The organism is Acidovorax sp. DW039, from assembly GCF_037101375.1.
Lineage (GTDB): Bacteria > Pseudomonadota > Gammaproteobacteria > Burkholderiales > Burkholderiaceae_C > Acidovorax.
Genome location: NZ_AP029020.1, coordinates 65,933 through 79,887, shown reverse-complemented (window position 1 = coordinate 79,887; position 13,955 = coordinate 65,933). Strand labels below are relative to the sequence as shown.

The 13,955-nt window shown below is 60.5% G+C and carries 19 protein-coding genes, 1 pseudogene and 1 other annotated feature; of the genes and pseudogenes, 10 read left to right on the top strand and 10 right to left on the bottom strand.

The annotated features are described in order from the left end of the window. Window positions 1-98 precede the first annotated feature (98 nt). Window positions 99-482, top strand: a complete 384-nt coding sequence (locus AACH87_RS22080; protein WP_338799264.1) for a toll/interleukin-1 receptor domain-containing protein — start codon at window positions 99-101, stop codon at window positions 480-482. A 39-nt stretch (window positions 483-521) separates the two neighbouring features. Here the strand turns inward: AACH87_RS22080 and AACH87_RS22075 are convergent. Beyond that, window positions 522-1,708, bottom strand: a protein-coding gene (locus tag AACH87_RS22075; RefSeq protein WP_338799263.1) for an IS3 family transposase whose coding sequence is annotated in 2 segments (ribosomal slippage) — window positions 522-1,420 and window positions 1,420-1,708 — 1,188 coding nt in all. Because the reading frame shifts where the segments join, the coding sequence is not laid out codon by codon here. Further along, window positions 1,314-1,430, bottom strand: a sequence feature (AL1L pseudoknot). (Overlaps the previous gene by 117 nt.) A 574-nt stretch (window positions 1,709-2,282) precedes the next feature. On the opposite strand from AACH87_RS22075, the pseudogene AACH87_RS22070 reads away from it, so the two are divergent. Then, window positions 2,283-2,906 (top strand): annotated as a pseudogene (locus AACH87_RS22070) (tyrosine-type recombinase/integrase). A 183-nt stretch (window positions 2,907-3,089) separates the two neighbouring features. Here the strand turns inward: AACH87_RS22070 and AACH87_RS22065 are convergent. Then, window positions 3,090-4,055: a helix-turn-helix domain-containing protein gene (locus tag AACH87_RS22065; protein ID WP_338799262.1), complete on the bottom strand. Its 966-nt coding sequence runs from the start codon at window positions 4,053-4,055 to the stop codon at window positions 3,090-3,092. Window positions 4,056-4,155: 100 nt separating this feature from the next. On the opposite strand from AACH87_RS22065, the gene AACH87_RS22060 reads away from it, so the two are divergent. Further along, on the top strand, window positions 4,156-4,368 hold the full coding sequence (locus AACH87_RS22060) for a hypothetical protein (RefSeq protein WP_338799261.1): 213 nt from the start codon (window positions 4,156-4,158) through the stop codon (window positions 4,366-4,368). A 37-nt stretch (window positions 4,369-4,405) separates the two neighbouring features. Here the strand turns inward: AACH87_RS22060 and AACH87_RS22055 are convergent, their stop codons facing one another. The 7 genes from AACH87_RS22055 to AACH87_RS22025 all read right to left on the bottom strand — a co-directional run bounded on the left by AACH87_RS22055 (window position 4,406) and on the right by AACH87_RS22025 (window position 9,349). Further along, on the bottom strand, window positions 4,406-4,873 hold the full coding sequence (locus AACH87_RS22055; RefSeq protein ID WP_338799260.1) for a hypothetical protein: 468 nt from the start codon (window positions 4,871-4,873) through the stop codon (window positions 4,406-4,408). 22 nt (window positions 4,874-4,895) lie between these two features. Then, complete coding sequence (locus tag AACH87_RS22050) at window positions 4,896-6,035, bottom strand: hypothetical protein (protein WP_338799259.1); 1,140 nt, start codon at window positions 6,033-6,035, stop codon at window positions 4,896-4,898. 40 nt (window positions 6,036-6,075) lie between these two features. Continuing rightward, window positions 6,076-7,152: a phage tail length tape measure family protein gene (locus AACH87_RS22045; protein WP_338799258.1), complete on the bottom strand. Its 1,077-nt coding sequence runs from the start codon at window positions 7,150-7,152 to the stop codon at window positions 6,076-6,078. Between the two features lie 30 nt (window positions 7,153-7,182). Continuing rightward, a complete protein-coding gene (locus AACH87_RS22040) occupies window positions 7,183-7,485 on the bottom strand; it encodes a DUF1799 domain-containing protein (RefSeq protein ID WP_338797889.1) in 303 nt (100 codons plus the stop codon). 59 nt (window positions 7,486-7,544) lie between these two features. Further along, the gene (locus AACH87_RS22035) at window positions 7,545-8,027 is read right to left on the bottom strand and encodes a phage tail assembly chaperone (RefSeq protein ID WP_338797890.1); all 483 of its coding nucleotides are present in this window, start codon (window positions 8,025-8,027) and stop codon (window positions 7,545-7,547) included. Between the two features lie 72 nt (window positions 8,028-8,099). After that, window positions 8,100-8,894: a hypothetical protein gene (locus AACH87_RS22030; RefSeq protein ID WP_338799257.1), complete on the bottom strand. Its 795-nt coding sequence runs from the start codon at window positions 8,892-8,894 to the stop codon at window positions 8,100-8,102. Next, window positions 8,891-9,349 (bottom strand): hypothetical protein, encoded by a 459-nt coding sequence (locus tag AACH87_RS22025; protein ID WP_338799256.1) that lies wholly within the window; start codon window positions 9,347-9,349, stop codon window positions 8,891-8,893. Before AACH87_RS22025 ends, AACH87_RS22030 begins: the two co-directional genes overlap by 4 nt. 18 nt (window positions 9,350-9,367) lie before the next feature. Between AACH87_RS22025 and AACH87_RS22020 the strand changes: the two genes are divergently transcribed. From AACH87_RS22020 to AACH87_RS21995, 6 genes are all read left to right on the top strand, one after another. Continuing rightward, window positions 9,368-9,967: a hypothetical protein gene (locus AACH87_RS22020; protein ID WP_338797916.1), complete on the top strand. Its 600-nt coding sequence runs from the start codon at window positions 9,368-9,370 to the stop codon at window positions 9,965-9,967. Beyond that, entirely contained in the window at window positions 9,964-10,176 is a 213-nt protein-coding gene (locus tag AACH87_RS22015) for a hypothetical protein (protein ID WP_338797917.1), read from the top strand. The genes AACH87_RS22020 and AACH87_RS22015 overlap by 4 nt, the downstream gene beginning before the upstream one ends. 9 nt (window positions 10,177-10,185) lie before the next feature. After that, window positions 10,186-10,437, top strand: a complete 252-nt coding sequence (locus AACH87_RS22010; RefSeq protein WP_338797918.1) for a hypothetical protein — start codon at window positions 10,186-10,188, stop codon at window positions 10,435-10,437. Between the two features lie 10 nt (window positions 10,438-10,447). Beyond that, the gene (locus AACH87_RS22005; RefSeq protein ID WP_338797919.1) at window positions 10,448-10,975 is read left to right on the top strand and encodes a host-nuclease inhibitor Gam family protein; all 528 of its coding nucleotides are present in this window, start codon (window positions 10,448-10,450) and stop codon (window positions 10,973-10,975) included. Window positions 10,976-11,257: 282 nt separating this feature from the next. Next, window positions 11,258-11,920 (top strand): regulatory protein GemA, encoded by a 663-nt coding sequence (locus tag AACH87_RS22000; RefSeq protein WP_338797920.1) that lies wholly within the window; start codon window positions 11,258-11,260, stop codon window positions 11,918-11,920. Between the two features lie 17 nt (window positions 11,921-11,937). Continuing rightward, window positions 11,938-12,300, top strand: a complete 363-nt coding sequence (locus AACH87_RS21995) for a Mor transcription activator family protein (RefSeq protein WP_338797921.1) — start codon at window positions 11,938-11,940, stop codon at window positions 12,298-12,300. Between the two features lie 31 nt (window positions 12,301-12,331). Here the strand turns inward: AACH87_RS21995 and AACH87_RS21990 are convergent, their stop codons facing one another. Continuing rightward, the gene (locus tag AACH87_RS21990) at window positions 12,332-13,081 is read right to left on the bottom strand and encodes a hypothetical protein (RefSeq protein ID WP_338797922.1); all 750 of its coding nucleotides are present in this window, start codon (window positions 13,079-13,081) and stop codon (window positions 12,332-12,334) included. Window positions 13,082-13,189: 108 nt separating this feature from the next. Here AACH87_RS21990 and AACH87_RS21985 point away from each other — a divergent pair, with 108 nt between their 5' ends. Continuing rightward, entirely contained in the window at window positions 13,190-13,945 is a 756-nt protein-coding gene (locus AACH87_RS21985; protein ID WP_338797923.1) for a hypothetical protein, read from the top strand. The last annotated feature ends 10 nt before the right edge of the window (window positions 13,946-13,955 follow it).

Here is a 13,955-nt window from a genome sequence, read left to right as displayed (position 1 = left end):
GTGCGCGGGAGCATACGTCTCGCGGCGCCTTGCCGCTGCGTGCCGGTCAACTCCGACGTTAGACCTACAGTCCCCTACCGGCTTCTTGGAGGCATCTCTTGGCCTTGAAGGTATTCGTTAGCTACGCGAAGGAAGATAGGGGTCGCGCCCTGCAGTATTACGAGCTCCTCGCCCAAGAGGGAGCGGAGCCCTGGATGGACGTCAAAAAATTACTTCCCGGCCAAAACTGGGAGGCAGAAATTGAGCGTGCATTCAGTGAAGCCAATGTAGTTGTCTTGCTTCTGAGCAAGAGAAGCGTCGACAAACGAGGCTTTGTGCAGCGCGAGGCAAACGATGCCATCGAGCGTCTCAGATACAAGCAGCCAACCGACATATACGTCATCCCCCTATTGCTCGAACCCTGCGATGTTCCGGCTCACATCTCGGGCCGCCTGCAGTATGAAGCGCCCCGGGTTTTGAGGAGGCCGGTTGGTTTAAGTTGACGCCTCTGGCGAGGTGTCGCTGACGGCGAGTTGCCTCCATTAGTTTGCCTCAGCTTCTGCCGGAGGGATGCCCCCAATCGGCGTGAGCAGTCGGACATGGTTGAACCAGTGCACCCACTGCAGGGTGGCCAATTCCACGGATTGCCTGGTCTTCCAAGGTCCCCGGCGGTGAATCAGTTCGGCCTTGTACAGCACATTGATGGTCTCGGCCAGGGCGTTATCGTAGCTGTCACCCCGGCTACCCACGGAAGGCCTGATACCTGCTTGGTCCAGGCGTTCGGTGTAGCGAATGGAAACGTACTGACTGCCCCTGTCGGAGTAGTGCGTCAAGGCATGGGCTGTAGGCTGGCGGTCATACAGCGCCTGCTCCAGCGCATCCAGCACGAAGTCTGTTTGCATGCTGCGGCTGACCCGCCAGCCCACTATGCGGCGTGCATACACGTCCACAACGAAGGCCACGTATAGCCAGCCCTGCCAGGTCGAGACGTAAGTGAAGTCCGACACCCACAGCTCGTTGGGACGGCTGGCATTGAAGTGCCGCTTGACGTGGTCCAGCGGGCACGGTGCCGATGTGTCCGGCACGGTGGTGCGCACCGTCTTGCCACGGCGTGCCCCTTGCAACCCCATGGCACGCATCAGTCGCTCGACCGTGCAGCGCGCCACTACGATGCCCTCGCGGTTCATCTGCAGCCAGACCTTGTCCGCCCCGTAGACCTGCCAATTGGCGTGCCACACGCGCTGGATGTCGGCCTTCAAGCTCTCGTCACGCTGGGCGCGTGCACTGCCCAATTGGGGGTTGCGTTGCCGGGCTGCATGGCGCCAGTAACAAGACGGGGCCACCTGCAACACCCGGCAGATGGGCTCGACCCCGTAGTCAGCACGGTAGCGGTCGATGTAGGCCTTCACGACTTGAGTCGGCGGTCGAGCTCCGCCTGAGCGAAAAACGCGCTGGCCGTCTTCAGGATGTCCTTGGCCCGGCGCAATTCCTTGACCTCACGCTCCAGTTCCTTGATTCGTTGGGCATCCGAAATGGTCATGCCAGCACGATGGCCGCTGTCGACCTCGGCCTTCTTGACCCAGTCGTTCAGGGTTTGTGGCACGCAGCCAATCTTGGGGGCAATTGATTCAATGGCCGCCCACAGCGACGGGTACTCCCCACGGTGCTCCTGCACCATCCTCACCGCGCGCTCACGCACCTCGGGTGAGAACTTGTTCGACTTGCTCATGGCTCAATCCTCTCAGAGTGTGGAGCCTCCGCAGAAATGAACTGACCCCCGGGGCGATTCACTTTGACCTGTTGAGCTGGACGACTGCAGCACCTTCAAATCCGGTCATTGAAGCCGGCTGGCCGTCACTTTGGCAGACGACCGCTTCCTGCGCGACACCGTGAACGCGGCGCGCGACTGCCAATGACGGCACCCGCTGCAGAACAGACCTACGGCGTGACGGCTTCAGGTTAATTCTGTTGAAAATCTCGGAAGTTACCGATTACTCTAAGTTGACAGAAAAATCAACCTCACAAATCGCCCTAGGATCGACGACATCCCATTCGGTAAGGGGTAAGGCCCCCTTAAAACATCGTTCAAGACGGAGGTAGGGAGTTTTTCAACAGAATTTGGCTGGTTGCTGTCGCTCAACACACAACCGTTGAACGACTGGTGTTAGCGAGAGCAGACGTTGAGGAACATCAACCGGCGCTTTGCTGGATAGCAAAAATCGACACAGCCAGAGTGGTCACTCATGGACAACGTCATCTGGAAGACGCATGGTTTTGCTCCCCCCGCTCGATAGGAGACCATCATGGAATCCGCTGCAGCCGTCGTTCATCGCGAGCCTTGGAATAAGGGAAAGATCGTTGGTCAGAAGGCGCCTTTCAAGCCCAAAGACATCTGGGCGCTGCGAGTGCGCCTGCAGATGGAGAACAGGGTTCGCGAGCTTGCACTCTTTAACTTGTGAATTGACAGCAAGCTGCGCGGATGCGACTTGGTCGCCCTGAAGGTCCGCGATGTTTGCCATGGCGATCAAGTCGCATCTCGAGCGACGGTAATGCAGCACAAAACGCGTCACCTCGTCCAGTTCGAGATAACAGCGACCACCCGTGAAGCGCTTCAGCAATGGATCAAGAACGCCAAGCTGAAATCAGAAGACTTTCTCTTTCCGAGCCGACTCCACAAGTCCCCACATCTCGGGACGCGTCAGTACGCCCGAATCCTTGAGCGCTGGGTGCTGCAGCTCGGTTTGGATCCAGCCGATTATGGAACGCACTCCATGCGGCGCACCAAAGCTACGCTCATCTACCGCAGAACGAAGAACCTACGTGCGGTCCAGCTACTACTTGGCCACTCCAAAATCGAGTCAACTGTCCGTTACCTTGGCATTGAGGTTGACGATGCTCTTGAGCTATATGAACAGACCGAGATTTGAGTTGAGAAGGCGCGCTAGGCTTATCTAGGACTTCTAAGCTCTGGGCTCCGGACCACAGAGAGCTGCGGGACCACAAGGGCATCCCGGGATCCGCCAGCTGCCCTCGCCTTGGGGCAGAATTCGGTCAATAACGTACCGTCACCACAGCGGACGTCGATTCCGGCTGAACCTACGGATGTGTCTCTATATAGGCCGTGCATCGCGCCACTGGCTGGGTAGCACGCCGCGCTCAGCGCGGAAGACCTTGCTGAAATGGCTCAGACTGCCAAAACCTGTGGCCGCCGCCACCTCGGTCACGCTGACGCCATCGGCCAGCAAGGCTGCAGCCGCCGCCAGGCGCACCTCGCGCAGATGCTCGTGCACCGACCGGCCAGCCATGGCACGAAATCCTGCTTGCAGCTTCTTCTCCCCCAGTCCCACCTCACGGGCCAGGCGGACAATGGTCCAGTCCTCGCCAAAGCGCTCGTCGAGTAGTCGGCGGGCCTGCAGAAGACGCACCTTCTCGCGCGCATGCGATGCCGAAGGTGCCGCAGGCCCCACCGTCTGCAGCACGATGGCTAGCGCCTCCAGCGCCTTGGCCTGCAGGTAGAGCTTGCGCACGGTCTCGTCTGCGAACTCGCAGGTCAGGATATCGCTGGCCACGCGCAGCAAGGCGGCCGGGGCGGGAAACCCACCCATCAGCCACTGCGCATCGGTTAGGCTGCAGTCGTGCAGAAAGCGTCCCTGCAATGCCACCAGCGGCCGTCCTCCTGCCCGCTGCAATCCATCGTGCGAAAAACGGATGTCCACCATGCGGCTTGATTGACCACCGCGCATGGCAAAACGCCCTGAAGCGGGCCGGGCTGCCGTCTGTACCACCGCCATGCCGGGGCGCAATTCCAGCACAGGCCCACCATCCAGCGACATGCGTGCGCGGCCCTCTAGCAACACACCGATGCAGAACATCGGCGGCCCCTTAGCGCTGACCTCCAGATCGCTGGCCGGGTTGCCGCTCCAGCAGGTGAGCGTGATGCCTTGCGCGACCTCATGCACCCGTGCCATACATGCCCAATCGGCAGGCAGCGTCACTTCGGGCAGCAGCGGGTGAGCGCCCACAGGGATAGCACCGCCTTCTTCGTACGCGCTGTTTTGACCGCTGTACCGTTCCACCGATATTTCTCCTCAAAACCGCTAACCGTGTCCGAAAACCGTTAGCGCACCAACGATCAAATAAGAACAATTCTCATTTTATTCTGTTCCACAGACTTCCATGATCTACCGCGTTGCCGGCGAGACTTCGCCACCGTCCGCCCTCTTTCCTGTGGCTGCGGCCTGCCTTGCACTGCTGTGCGGGCATGCCGCAGCGCAGGCACCGGAAACCTCCCTCACGCTGCCGGCGGTAACGATCACAGCTGAAGCACGGCGCGAAAACTCAGCAGGAGCGGATGTGATAAATCCCATCACCATCCGTTGCAAGAGTTGAAAGGTAATTGCATCCCAGCCATCGATGACGAGAACGCTCAATTGAGATGGCTTTGATCCCTACGTTTGAGTGGATTGGTCCCAACAGGGGATTTGTAGGTGATTGGCTCACGAGCCGCCAAAGCCTCGTAGCTTTCCTGCTCAAGATCTGCCTTTACTTCTGCTGAAAGACGTTCCGTTTCTGCAATAACGAACTCCAAAGTCTTGCTGGTTAGCAGCCTCAGGTTTCGCCAGTTTTCCTCAGTAAATAGCTGCATGTCACACGCCAATGAGATCACTCTCTCGACTTTGTGGCTGTGGGTCCCGTCATTTATGGCCGCGCCGATAAAGGCTTGTGAGAACGCATTCTCGTCATGAACTACATGCTTGTTGCGCTCTGCCTTGTAGTGATTGAATGCGTCCATCCCTCCTGGTTCATTTCCGAGAATCTTTTGAGGGTCGAGTAGATATGCTTTCCTTGATTGACTGTGCCCGAAGCACTTATAGAGGCGAGTCAATGCCGCCATGCATAGTCCCTCTGCCTCCAAATCAGAGACGCCAGATGGGTTTGTGATCGCATCTAGATACCCTAGGCCCCCAGATGATGCGGGCGCGCATTGCGCTGACGCTGATCACCTGGCCTGGCGTTACCGCGATGTTGTTCTTCCAGGCCAAAGCTGCGCCGCGCTGTCCGGGCGAGCCGCCCCCCATTTCTCCCTCATAAACATCGGGTGATCCTCGGCCGCCGCCAGAACTGGCGGTGGAGTCGCCAAAACCGCCCCCGCCGCTATCGCCAATGCCTGATATGCCCACGCCGCCACCGGGACCGGCATAGGTGTAGTCATAGTTGCTGTTGCCGCCTCCGAACGCGCCCTTGTTGACCCGGCTTGCGGACCCGCCGCCCCCGCCGCCCCCGCCTTGTCCTGCACTGCCGCCAGAGCCGTTCCAGTTGCCCGCACTGCCTTCCGTGTATGCGCCGCCCTGACCGCCTGGGCCGAGATAGCCGCCAGCTCCACCGCCGCCAGTGCCGGTGTCACCCTCTCGGCCAGGCTGCCCGCCATCGCCGCCGCCGTCGCCGATCCGTGCGCCATTGGCCGCTCGTAACACGACAACCCCGTTGACGACGATTTGGCCCTCTTGGGCCGCAGCGTGGATCGTTGTCACGCCAGCGGGCACAGTCCAATTGGTGTTTCCTGTGATGACCACTTGTCCGGTGGGTACAGCGTTGCCAGCATTACCGGGGTAGCTTCGGCCGCCGCCCCACATGATTCGAGCGCCAGAGCCCTGGCCAGAGGCATTGGGTGCCGCGCTTGAACTCAAGGTGATGGTGAGCGTCTCGCCGGGCAGAACAGGAATCCGGTTGCGGTAACGCAGATTGCCGCCCGGTGATCCCAGAGAACCCGCGCCGACGATGGGATTTCCCAAGTTGGACCCGTGGCCGCCAGAGGCGGGCGGCGAAAGGTTGGAAGAGCCGCCTGTGCCATTGCTTCCAATACCCAAAAGACCGACCCCACCGCCCAGCCCCCCGGACTGGTAGACGGTGCCATTGCCGTACCCCGCGTAACCGGCGCCGCCTCCGCCCCCGCCGCCACTGCCAGAGCCTCCAGGCCGCGACGTGTTGTAGTAGCTACCGTCACCGCCGCTTCCACCGTTGCCTCTTGCCCGTTTGCAGTGTCGGAGCCAAGCCATTGACCCACACGCTGCCTGCAGGCAGTGTGATGGGTAAAGCTCATTCTCTGGTCTCCAATCCTTCAATCGTCAAAGTGCAATCCGAGTAGGCGTTTTGCGCCACTGCGGCGGCCTCCTCCTTGCGGCCCTGTTCATCCAGCGCCTTGATCTGCTCGTACACGGCCACCGTCAGGTAGCGGTACTGCTCGTTGAGCTTGACGCTGGCGGCCAGCGGGGCTTTGCCCAGTTCTTCCAGGTCAGCAATGGTCGCCTTGACGGGAACGCCCACGTAGCGCTCCAGGCCCATGGCCACCTCGGTGAAGTACTGCAGGTTGTCGCCCGCGATACGGCCGCCCGAGGCCATTTGGGCCAGCACAGCGGCGGCTTCGCTTTGCGTGCCGATGTTGGCGCTGACGGCCCGCGCCATGTCGGAGAGCTGGGCTACGCTGGTGCCAGCTGCGTTGCCGGACATGACGATGGCGCGGCGGAACTCGTCGGCCTCGGCCGAGCCCTGCTTGTAGGCCAGCGCAAGCACTGCTGCCGCCCCTCCGGCAAGTGTGAAGGGGTTGACCAGGCCGAGCGCCGTGGAGCCGAGTGCGCGCACGGCGGGAACGATGCCGCCGAACATGTCGCGCAGCTGGCCGCCTTGCTGCAGCAACACCGTCATGGGGGCCTGGCCGCCCTGCAGGCTGACGACGATATCGGTGATTTGTGCGGGCACACCGCGCATGGCGGCGGCGGTCTGTTTGGCGGAGACGCCCAGCGCCTGAGCCTGGCGGTCAGCAGCGCCCAGCGCCTGCGATGCGCTTTGGCTTTCCTTGGTAACGGCGCTGAGAGATGCGCCGAGCTGGTTGCTGGCGGCGGTCTTGTTGACCTTGGCCATGGAAGCGTCCAGGGCCTGGTTGGCGCTGGTAGCGGCTGCAATTCCCTGCTGGGCCTGGCCTGCGGCGGCGCTGGTGGCCGCGCCGAAGCGCTGGGCCTGGGCGGTGGCTTTGTCCAGCCCCCCGGCCGCTGCAGAGCTGCCCGCATTCAGCTCTGCGGCAAACGCCTGTGCGGTGCGCCCGGCCCTGGTGAATTCGGCGGTGTACTGCGAGGCGTCCGCTTGCAGTTTGACCGCTACGTTGAATTCATTGGACATGGGCGGGCGTCTTTCCTTTGATGGTGGGCTCTAGGGCTTGTTCAGGTGCTTTTTGGCTTCGTCTTCGAGGATGCGAACCATCCAGAAGACATTGCGGCGCTTTTTGCGGGGGACCTGCAGGAAGTCCATGACGGTCGGCAGCGCTGTGTAGTTGAGGCCCTGGCGGTAGGCACCGCCCCAGCCAGCAACGACGATCCAGTTGGTCCACATGGCGTCGAAGACCTCCCAGCCCTGCCACTCCTCGGGGGAGAGTTCAAAGTCCCCCTCGGGCTCCGGCTCCAGCGCTCCATCGGCCATCGCCGCCATGGCCTGGTCTGGATCAGCCCCCAGCAACGCCCATTGCTCGCGCAGCTCGGCTTGTTCCTCCTGGGGGCTTTCAGCGCCGCGCCGCGTCAGGCTGTGGCGGACGGCGCTGCGGAGTTTTTTGCGATCTCCGCTGCCTGGCGGGCTTTGCGCCCTGCGTCAAAGTAGGCGGTGACCAGCGCGGCTTCGATGCCGTCCCATTCCTCCACCACTTCCTCGCGGTTGGCGGGCGTGTAGGGAATGCGGTTGTGTGTGAGGTCGGTCAGGTCCCAGTCCACCAGCACGGCGTCGAGAAAGTCTTTGTCGTTGGCGGGCACGGCGTCGAGCTGTGCCTGGATTTCGTAGCGGTCGTCTTCAGTGAGGTGGGAAAGCTGCAGCTGGGCCCGCAGCCGCTCGCGCGCGCGTTCGTCCATGCGGCCCGCTGCCAGGCGGCGGTCCATGTCTTTGCGCTCGGAGGTTTTGAGGCGCTTGTAGCGGGCGCGGAAGCTGACGGTGGTGGGCTCGCCCTCGTCACCCACCAAGCGGTAGATGACGGGTGCCCAGAAAGCGACGGATGCGAGGACGACGGCCATAAAAGTTCTCCTGTTTGAAATCGGGTTGCAAGGGTTGTGGGGGTGGCTATCCGCCGGCGAGAAATGCGCCGGTCAGACGGTGATGGACCACTCGTCATTCCCCGCGTTGGAGGGAATGCAGCGGAAAGGCACGGTGATCATGTGAATGCCGTCCACCTCAGAAAACGTGGGCTTGCCGATCTGCGCCAGGGGCACGGACAGCGACACGGTGTTGGTGGCGGCCTGGCCGTGCTTGAGCAGCAGGGGCACTTTGGCGCTGGTGCGGGCCATGGCCAGCCAGTCTTTGGTCGCTACATCGGTGTCGCGGAAAGTGACGCTGCCGGTGGAGGTGCGGCCAGTGATTTCGGTGGTGTCCACGTTCATCAAGTCCTGCTTGACGACCTGGTTGCCGAAGTCGAACTGGAAGGAGTTCGCGGCGGCGGTGTAGCCGTCAATCGAGAACGTGGTGTTGAGCTTGTTGACGCCCAGCGGCCGCTGAAACGCCGAGTAGTTGACGGCGGGCATGGCGGCTACGTCTTCCACCGGCACAAAGGAGCCGGTGAACTCGAATTGCCACTTGGGGATGGCCTTGGCATCGCACACCACTTTGGCGTTGCCCCGTGCCCCGGCCATTTTGTACAGGCGCTTGTCGATGGTGGCGTAGATGGACAGCGACTCAATGTCGTCTGTCACCGGTGCGAACACGGTGTTGGGCGTAGGCGCGGGTGCTGGCGTGTTGGTGGCGCTGGCCGCGCATGCGCGCAGCAGTGGCGTGAAGCCGGGCAAAGTGCCTGCGGGTGATACGCCCGCGTAGCCCACGCTGAAGGCCACCTTTCGGTACAGGGTGACCATGCTGGTCTCGCTGGCCCCAAAGTACGGGCGAATCACGCCCTGGTCTGCTTCATCGCCCTCAATCGGCGTGAGCGTTCCAGGAATGCCTGCACATACGCCTCGGGCGGCAGGCCGGTGGGGAGCAAGGCCTCGGGCGCAACAACGCGGGGCGCGGGTAGCGGAAGCGACGGGCGCAGGTTGGGCAGGCCGTTGCCGCCAGCGCTGCCGGGCACGGGCGGCTCAGGCCGCTCGGGCGGGATAGCGGTGCGCAGGCGGGTGCTGCCGGGGGCGTATTCAAAGCCGGGGTCTATGCCTTCGGGCACCTTCACAGTGCGGGGGCCTAGCGTGCTGCGCTGGCCGATGGTGCGCTCTACCAGGTTGACCTCGGGCGCTTGGTCTGGCCCGGTTTTGCCCAGGCGCTGCAGGTCGCGCGGCCACAGCCCGCGCACCTTGCAATGGCAGGCCGAGCTGGACTCTGCGCACCTGCAGGGTATGGAGCTGGGCCAGCGCATGTGTGGGGGGCTGCGGTAATGGCCGAGAAACTCGCCTGCCCGGTGTGCAGCGCTGAGCTGACCTTTGAGCAGATTCTGGGACGGCTGGAGTCAGACAAGACGTTTGACCGGCTTGTCGCCATCAGCGTGCCGCTGTCCAGCCTGGTGCTGCAGTACCTGACGCTGTTCACGCCGCCCAGCCAGCGGCTGACCAACACCAAGAAGCTGAAGCTGATCACCCAGCTGCTGCCTGGCTTGGAGGCCAGGTCCATCCACTACAAGGGCCGCGACTGGGAGGCCCCGCTGGCGAACTGGGCGGCGGCTATCGAGCAGATGCTGACGGCCCGCGCCATGGAGCGCCTGACGCTACCGCTCACGGGGCATTCGTACCTGTTCGCCATTCTTTCGGGCATGACCAACAAGAAGGAAGCCGATGCCGAGGCGCAGCGGGAGCACGAGCTGCGCACCGGCCCGCGTGCGGCCGGTGTCAATGGCCCGGCCAGCGTGGCCGACCTAGTCCAAGCCCCGACGCCAGTGCCCCGGCCTGCAGCGCCTGCACCTGCCCGTGGAGGCATGAGCCCCACAGTGCGCGCCATGCGTGAACAGATCGCCCAGAGAAAAGGAGGTGAACCCAAATGAGCAAGCTTCAACACAGAGAGCAACGCGGAGGCCGTCCTATCGGCTCGCCCAACAAGCCGAAGAAGGCACCTGCGCAACTGCCAAACGTGGCCCTGCCACCGCAGATCAACGTGATGCATGGCCCGGTGTACCGGCCTGAACCTGCGCCGGTTCTGCGGCCTGGTGCGTTGGACTATCAGCGTATCGCCAGCCGTGGCTACCGCTGCTGAGGAGGCCGCATGGACAAAGGTCTCGTCTCCATGACAACCGAGGAGCTGTTGAACCGAACGGAAGTGCTTTCACGTGGCATCCAAGAGTTCGTCAGTGGGCAGCAGGAGCTGGTCGACATATCGCTGAATGCGATGTTGAGCGCTTACCTGTCTGCCGCAGCAAACACAGGCCGTCTGCATGAGGTTCCCTCTGTGCTGCTCAAGGCCGTTGAAGCCATCGCCCTGGGCCAGCTCGGCCCTGCGGCCACCACCAAACATTGAAAGGTCACCCATGTCTACCGCACTGGACACCATTACCAAAGCCGCAGAGGTGCATTCGCAGGCCCGCTCATTGTTGAGCGAGCGTGTGACGGCCCTGCGAGATGCTCAAGCCGCTCTGAATCGCGAGCATCTGCCTTCCATCAAGCGCGCCCTGGCCAAAGCGGCAGAGTCAGAGGCCAAGCTGCGCGCCCTGGTTGAGGAGCACCCTGAATGCTTCGTGAAGCCCAAGACGCAAGTACTGGCAGGCATCAAAGTCGGTTACGCGAAGGCCAAAGGTTCTCTCAGCTTTGACGACGCCGACGCGGTTGTTGCGCGCATTAAGAAGCACTTCCCTGACCAAGTGGATGTGCTGATCCGCACCAAGGAAGAGCCCGTCAAGGATGCACTGTCCAACCTGTGCGCTAACGATCTGAAAAAGATCGGTGTCAAGGTAACGGACTCGGGCGACAAATGCGTCGTCAAGCCCGTGGACAGCGAGGTTGACAAGATGGTGGATGCGCTGCTGAAAGCCGCCGCCCGCGAGGTTGAGGAGGCCTGACCATGGGGAGCATTCAATCGCGCCAAGCTGCTATTGGCTACAAGACTGCCAATCAACGCCCGAGCTGCCGCAACTGCAAGCACGGCGCGGAGGTGTTTTCCGGTCATGCGGCCCCCACTGAAGGACCGCGCTGGGAGTGTGGCCGGTATGACTTCCGGGTGACGGCCACGGCCATCTGCGACAGGCATGAGCCCAAACCGCCAAGCGCGGCGCAAGACTGACAGCCGGTTTTCTGGAGCCCCCGCCGGGGGTTCTGGAAAGCCACCTGATACCCATCACAACATGACAACCACCAAGACACCAGGCAACGCCCGCAGAACCACATTGATCAAGCTGATCCATGTGGCCAAGCGCGAGCTTGGACGAACGGCGGGCCTTGATGAGCTGGCATACCGGGACGTCCTGCGCGCCGTTGGAAAGTCCGAATCGCTCACCACGATGGATGTTCCAGCGATGGAGCGGGTTTTGGAACACTTCAAGGGCAAGGGCTTCAAGGTCCGTCCAAAGGCTGCTGACCGTTCACAAACCGTGGGGCCGCAAGTCAGCAAGGTGCGGGCTTTGTGGCTTTTTCTGCATGTCTTGGGCGAGGTGCGTGACCCATCGGAGCGCGCACTGGCGGCCTATGTGAAGCGCATCGCCAAGGTAGACGACCTGCGCTGGGGGCGGCCTGCCGCCTTGGATGCGCTGATCGAGACGCTGAAGAAGTGGGCCATGCGATCACTGCCCGCCCACCTGAAAACCATGTGCGACGAGGTGCTCGCACTGCATCAGGAGCAGCCGCTGGAGGAGCGCAGCCTGTCCCAACTGAGCCGCGCTTATTCTTGTTTGAACCAGCAGCTTGGCTTTGACAAGCATTGGAACGCTTGGGCTGACCTGACGACCATCCTGGGCCGTTCAGTGTCGGCGGCTGTGCAGCCGCTGCGCACTGCGGAGAGCGACGAGTGAGTCAGGAACTCTCGCGGATGACGCTCAAGCGTCACGAGCTGCTGCAGGAGCTGCAGGACGTGATCGCGCGCCAGTTGATGGAAATGGATACGGCACCCGATGCCGCGTCAGTGACGGCCTCGTCCGTGGTGGACTACCTGAGCACCTACTGGGCCGGGCAGGTGGTGTCATTCCCCAAGGACGTGCAGTACAAGCTCACGCTGAAGGAACTTGAGATTTACGACCAGTTCAACGGCCGCAACAAGGACGAACTGGCACGAGCCTATGGCATGACCCCACGCGGGATGGGCAAGCTGATTCAGCGCATCCGGGACAAGATCAAGGCTCAGAACAGGGCAGCGGATGATGCGGGGCAGATGGACCTGCTGAACGTTAGCTGATAGCAAGATTGCCGTTAGATCAGGCGTCGCATCAACGCCGGAGCCTCTTTAAAGTTTCGTTCATTTGTACACCGATGTCTACCGTCAAAGGTTGAATTCGGTCGTGCTCCTTTCGCATGAACTCGCGAACATTTGTTCTGTCAAATGAACTTCCCATGTATTTGAATGGTTCAAGGAAGAGAATCCACTTCTCTTGCCGCGTGCCGGTAGTGTCCTGATTCAGTTGCGGGAGAATCATGCTACGGTGCTTTAACGTGTTGCTTAGCGCACACAGGTATCGATAGTCCTCGCCAGTAGTCATCTGCTTGAACAACGTATAGAGCTTGCCATGCTCAAGATCCTCTGTATTGCTATTCGGCTTCAAACGCTTGAGTACCTGCGCGGCATTGATATCACGCTCTTTTAGCGGGCTGGGATGCTTTTCAAGCGCTAGGGTGTGATAAAGCATGTGGGAGCAGCAATCCGTTAACGCATGAAGACTCTGTACGAATGCAACTACATTCGCACTGATTTGCAGCATCAGCTCATTGAATTCGTCACTGTTCCCGAAAATACTGAATAAGCCAACGTCCTTCATATTTGAGTTGACGTACTTGTTCATCATGTCTAAGGCTTCATGGTAGTGATATCCACAGAAGGCTGGCCTATCAGTCACGGCCCTGACGCTCGGGAATGCCTTCGCCCACTGTTCCTTACCGAACACCTCGGTAACCAGTTCCTTCGTCAATTCAACGCTCCATCTCGGACTTTTGGCTGTATCAGTTCCTGCACTGATGTTCATTGCGTCCTCTTTTAGTCTGAGTTTCTATAAGCTGTGAGCATGTAAAGATGCTGTCACCCTCTATGTGTTGAGGTACCTTTCTTGTATGTGCAGGGCTTTTGTTTGACCATGACATTTGAAGAAACTCAAAAGGGAAACCCCCATCGCCTCGTCGTGAAGCAGCACACATTCCCACGAGCCTCTATCGCTCGATTTGTCGGCAGAGATGGGCGCGTATGCGTCTCTTACACCTCGAGCAAAAAGCAATTTCGCCTAAAGCCAGAAGATGAACTCTTTTGTGCTATGCGTGCGTGGGATGAGCGAGCAGAGCAAGGGTACATGAGAGAGATCGAAGATGCATTTCAATCTTTGGCGGAGGCCATCATTGATGGGCGGGTTAAACATGTGGGCTTCTTTGAGAAGCCTATAGTCAATGATTTCTTCGCGCTCTGGAATATTCGTGCGCACCGAAAGTCCCAACCCATTGCAGATCAACCAATTAAAGGGAACATCACTCCCGAGCGAAATCTCACCAAGGACCAACAGGAGCTACTGGAAAAGCATCACATCGCCTTCATACGCCCCGATCTGACGATTCCAGGGCGAAACTTGGCTGGAGCAAACATCCAGACGAATCTCGCCATTGTTAGGGATCAATTGACTGATGCCCGTTGGGGTATTCTCAAAGCAGGCGAAGGTGAATTCATTGTCCCTGACAACTTTTCAAACGTCAGGATAGTTCCTCTGACTCCGACGATATGTCTTGTCTCTCAGAGCGACAACGATATCCTCTCTCTTGATGAAGTGGCAGAGATCAACCGCTATGCGATCGCATCTCGGAAGAAATACGTCTTTGCCCGCGATTTCTCGAAATGTCCCCTGTGACAATAAGCCA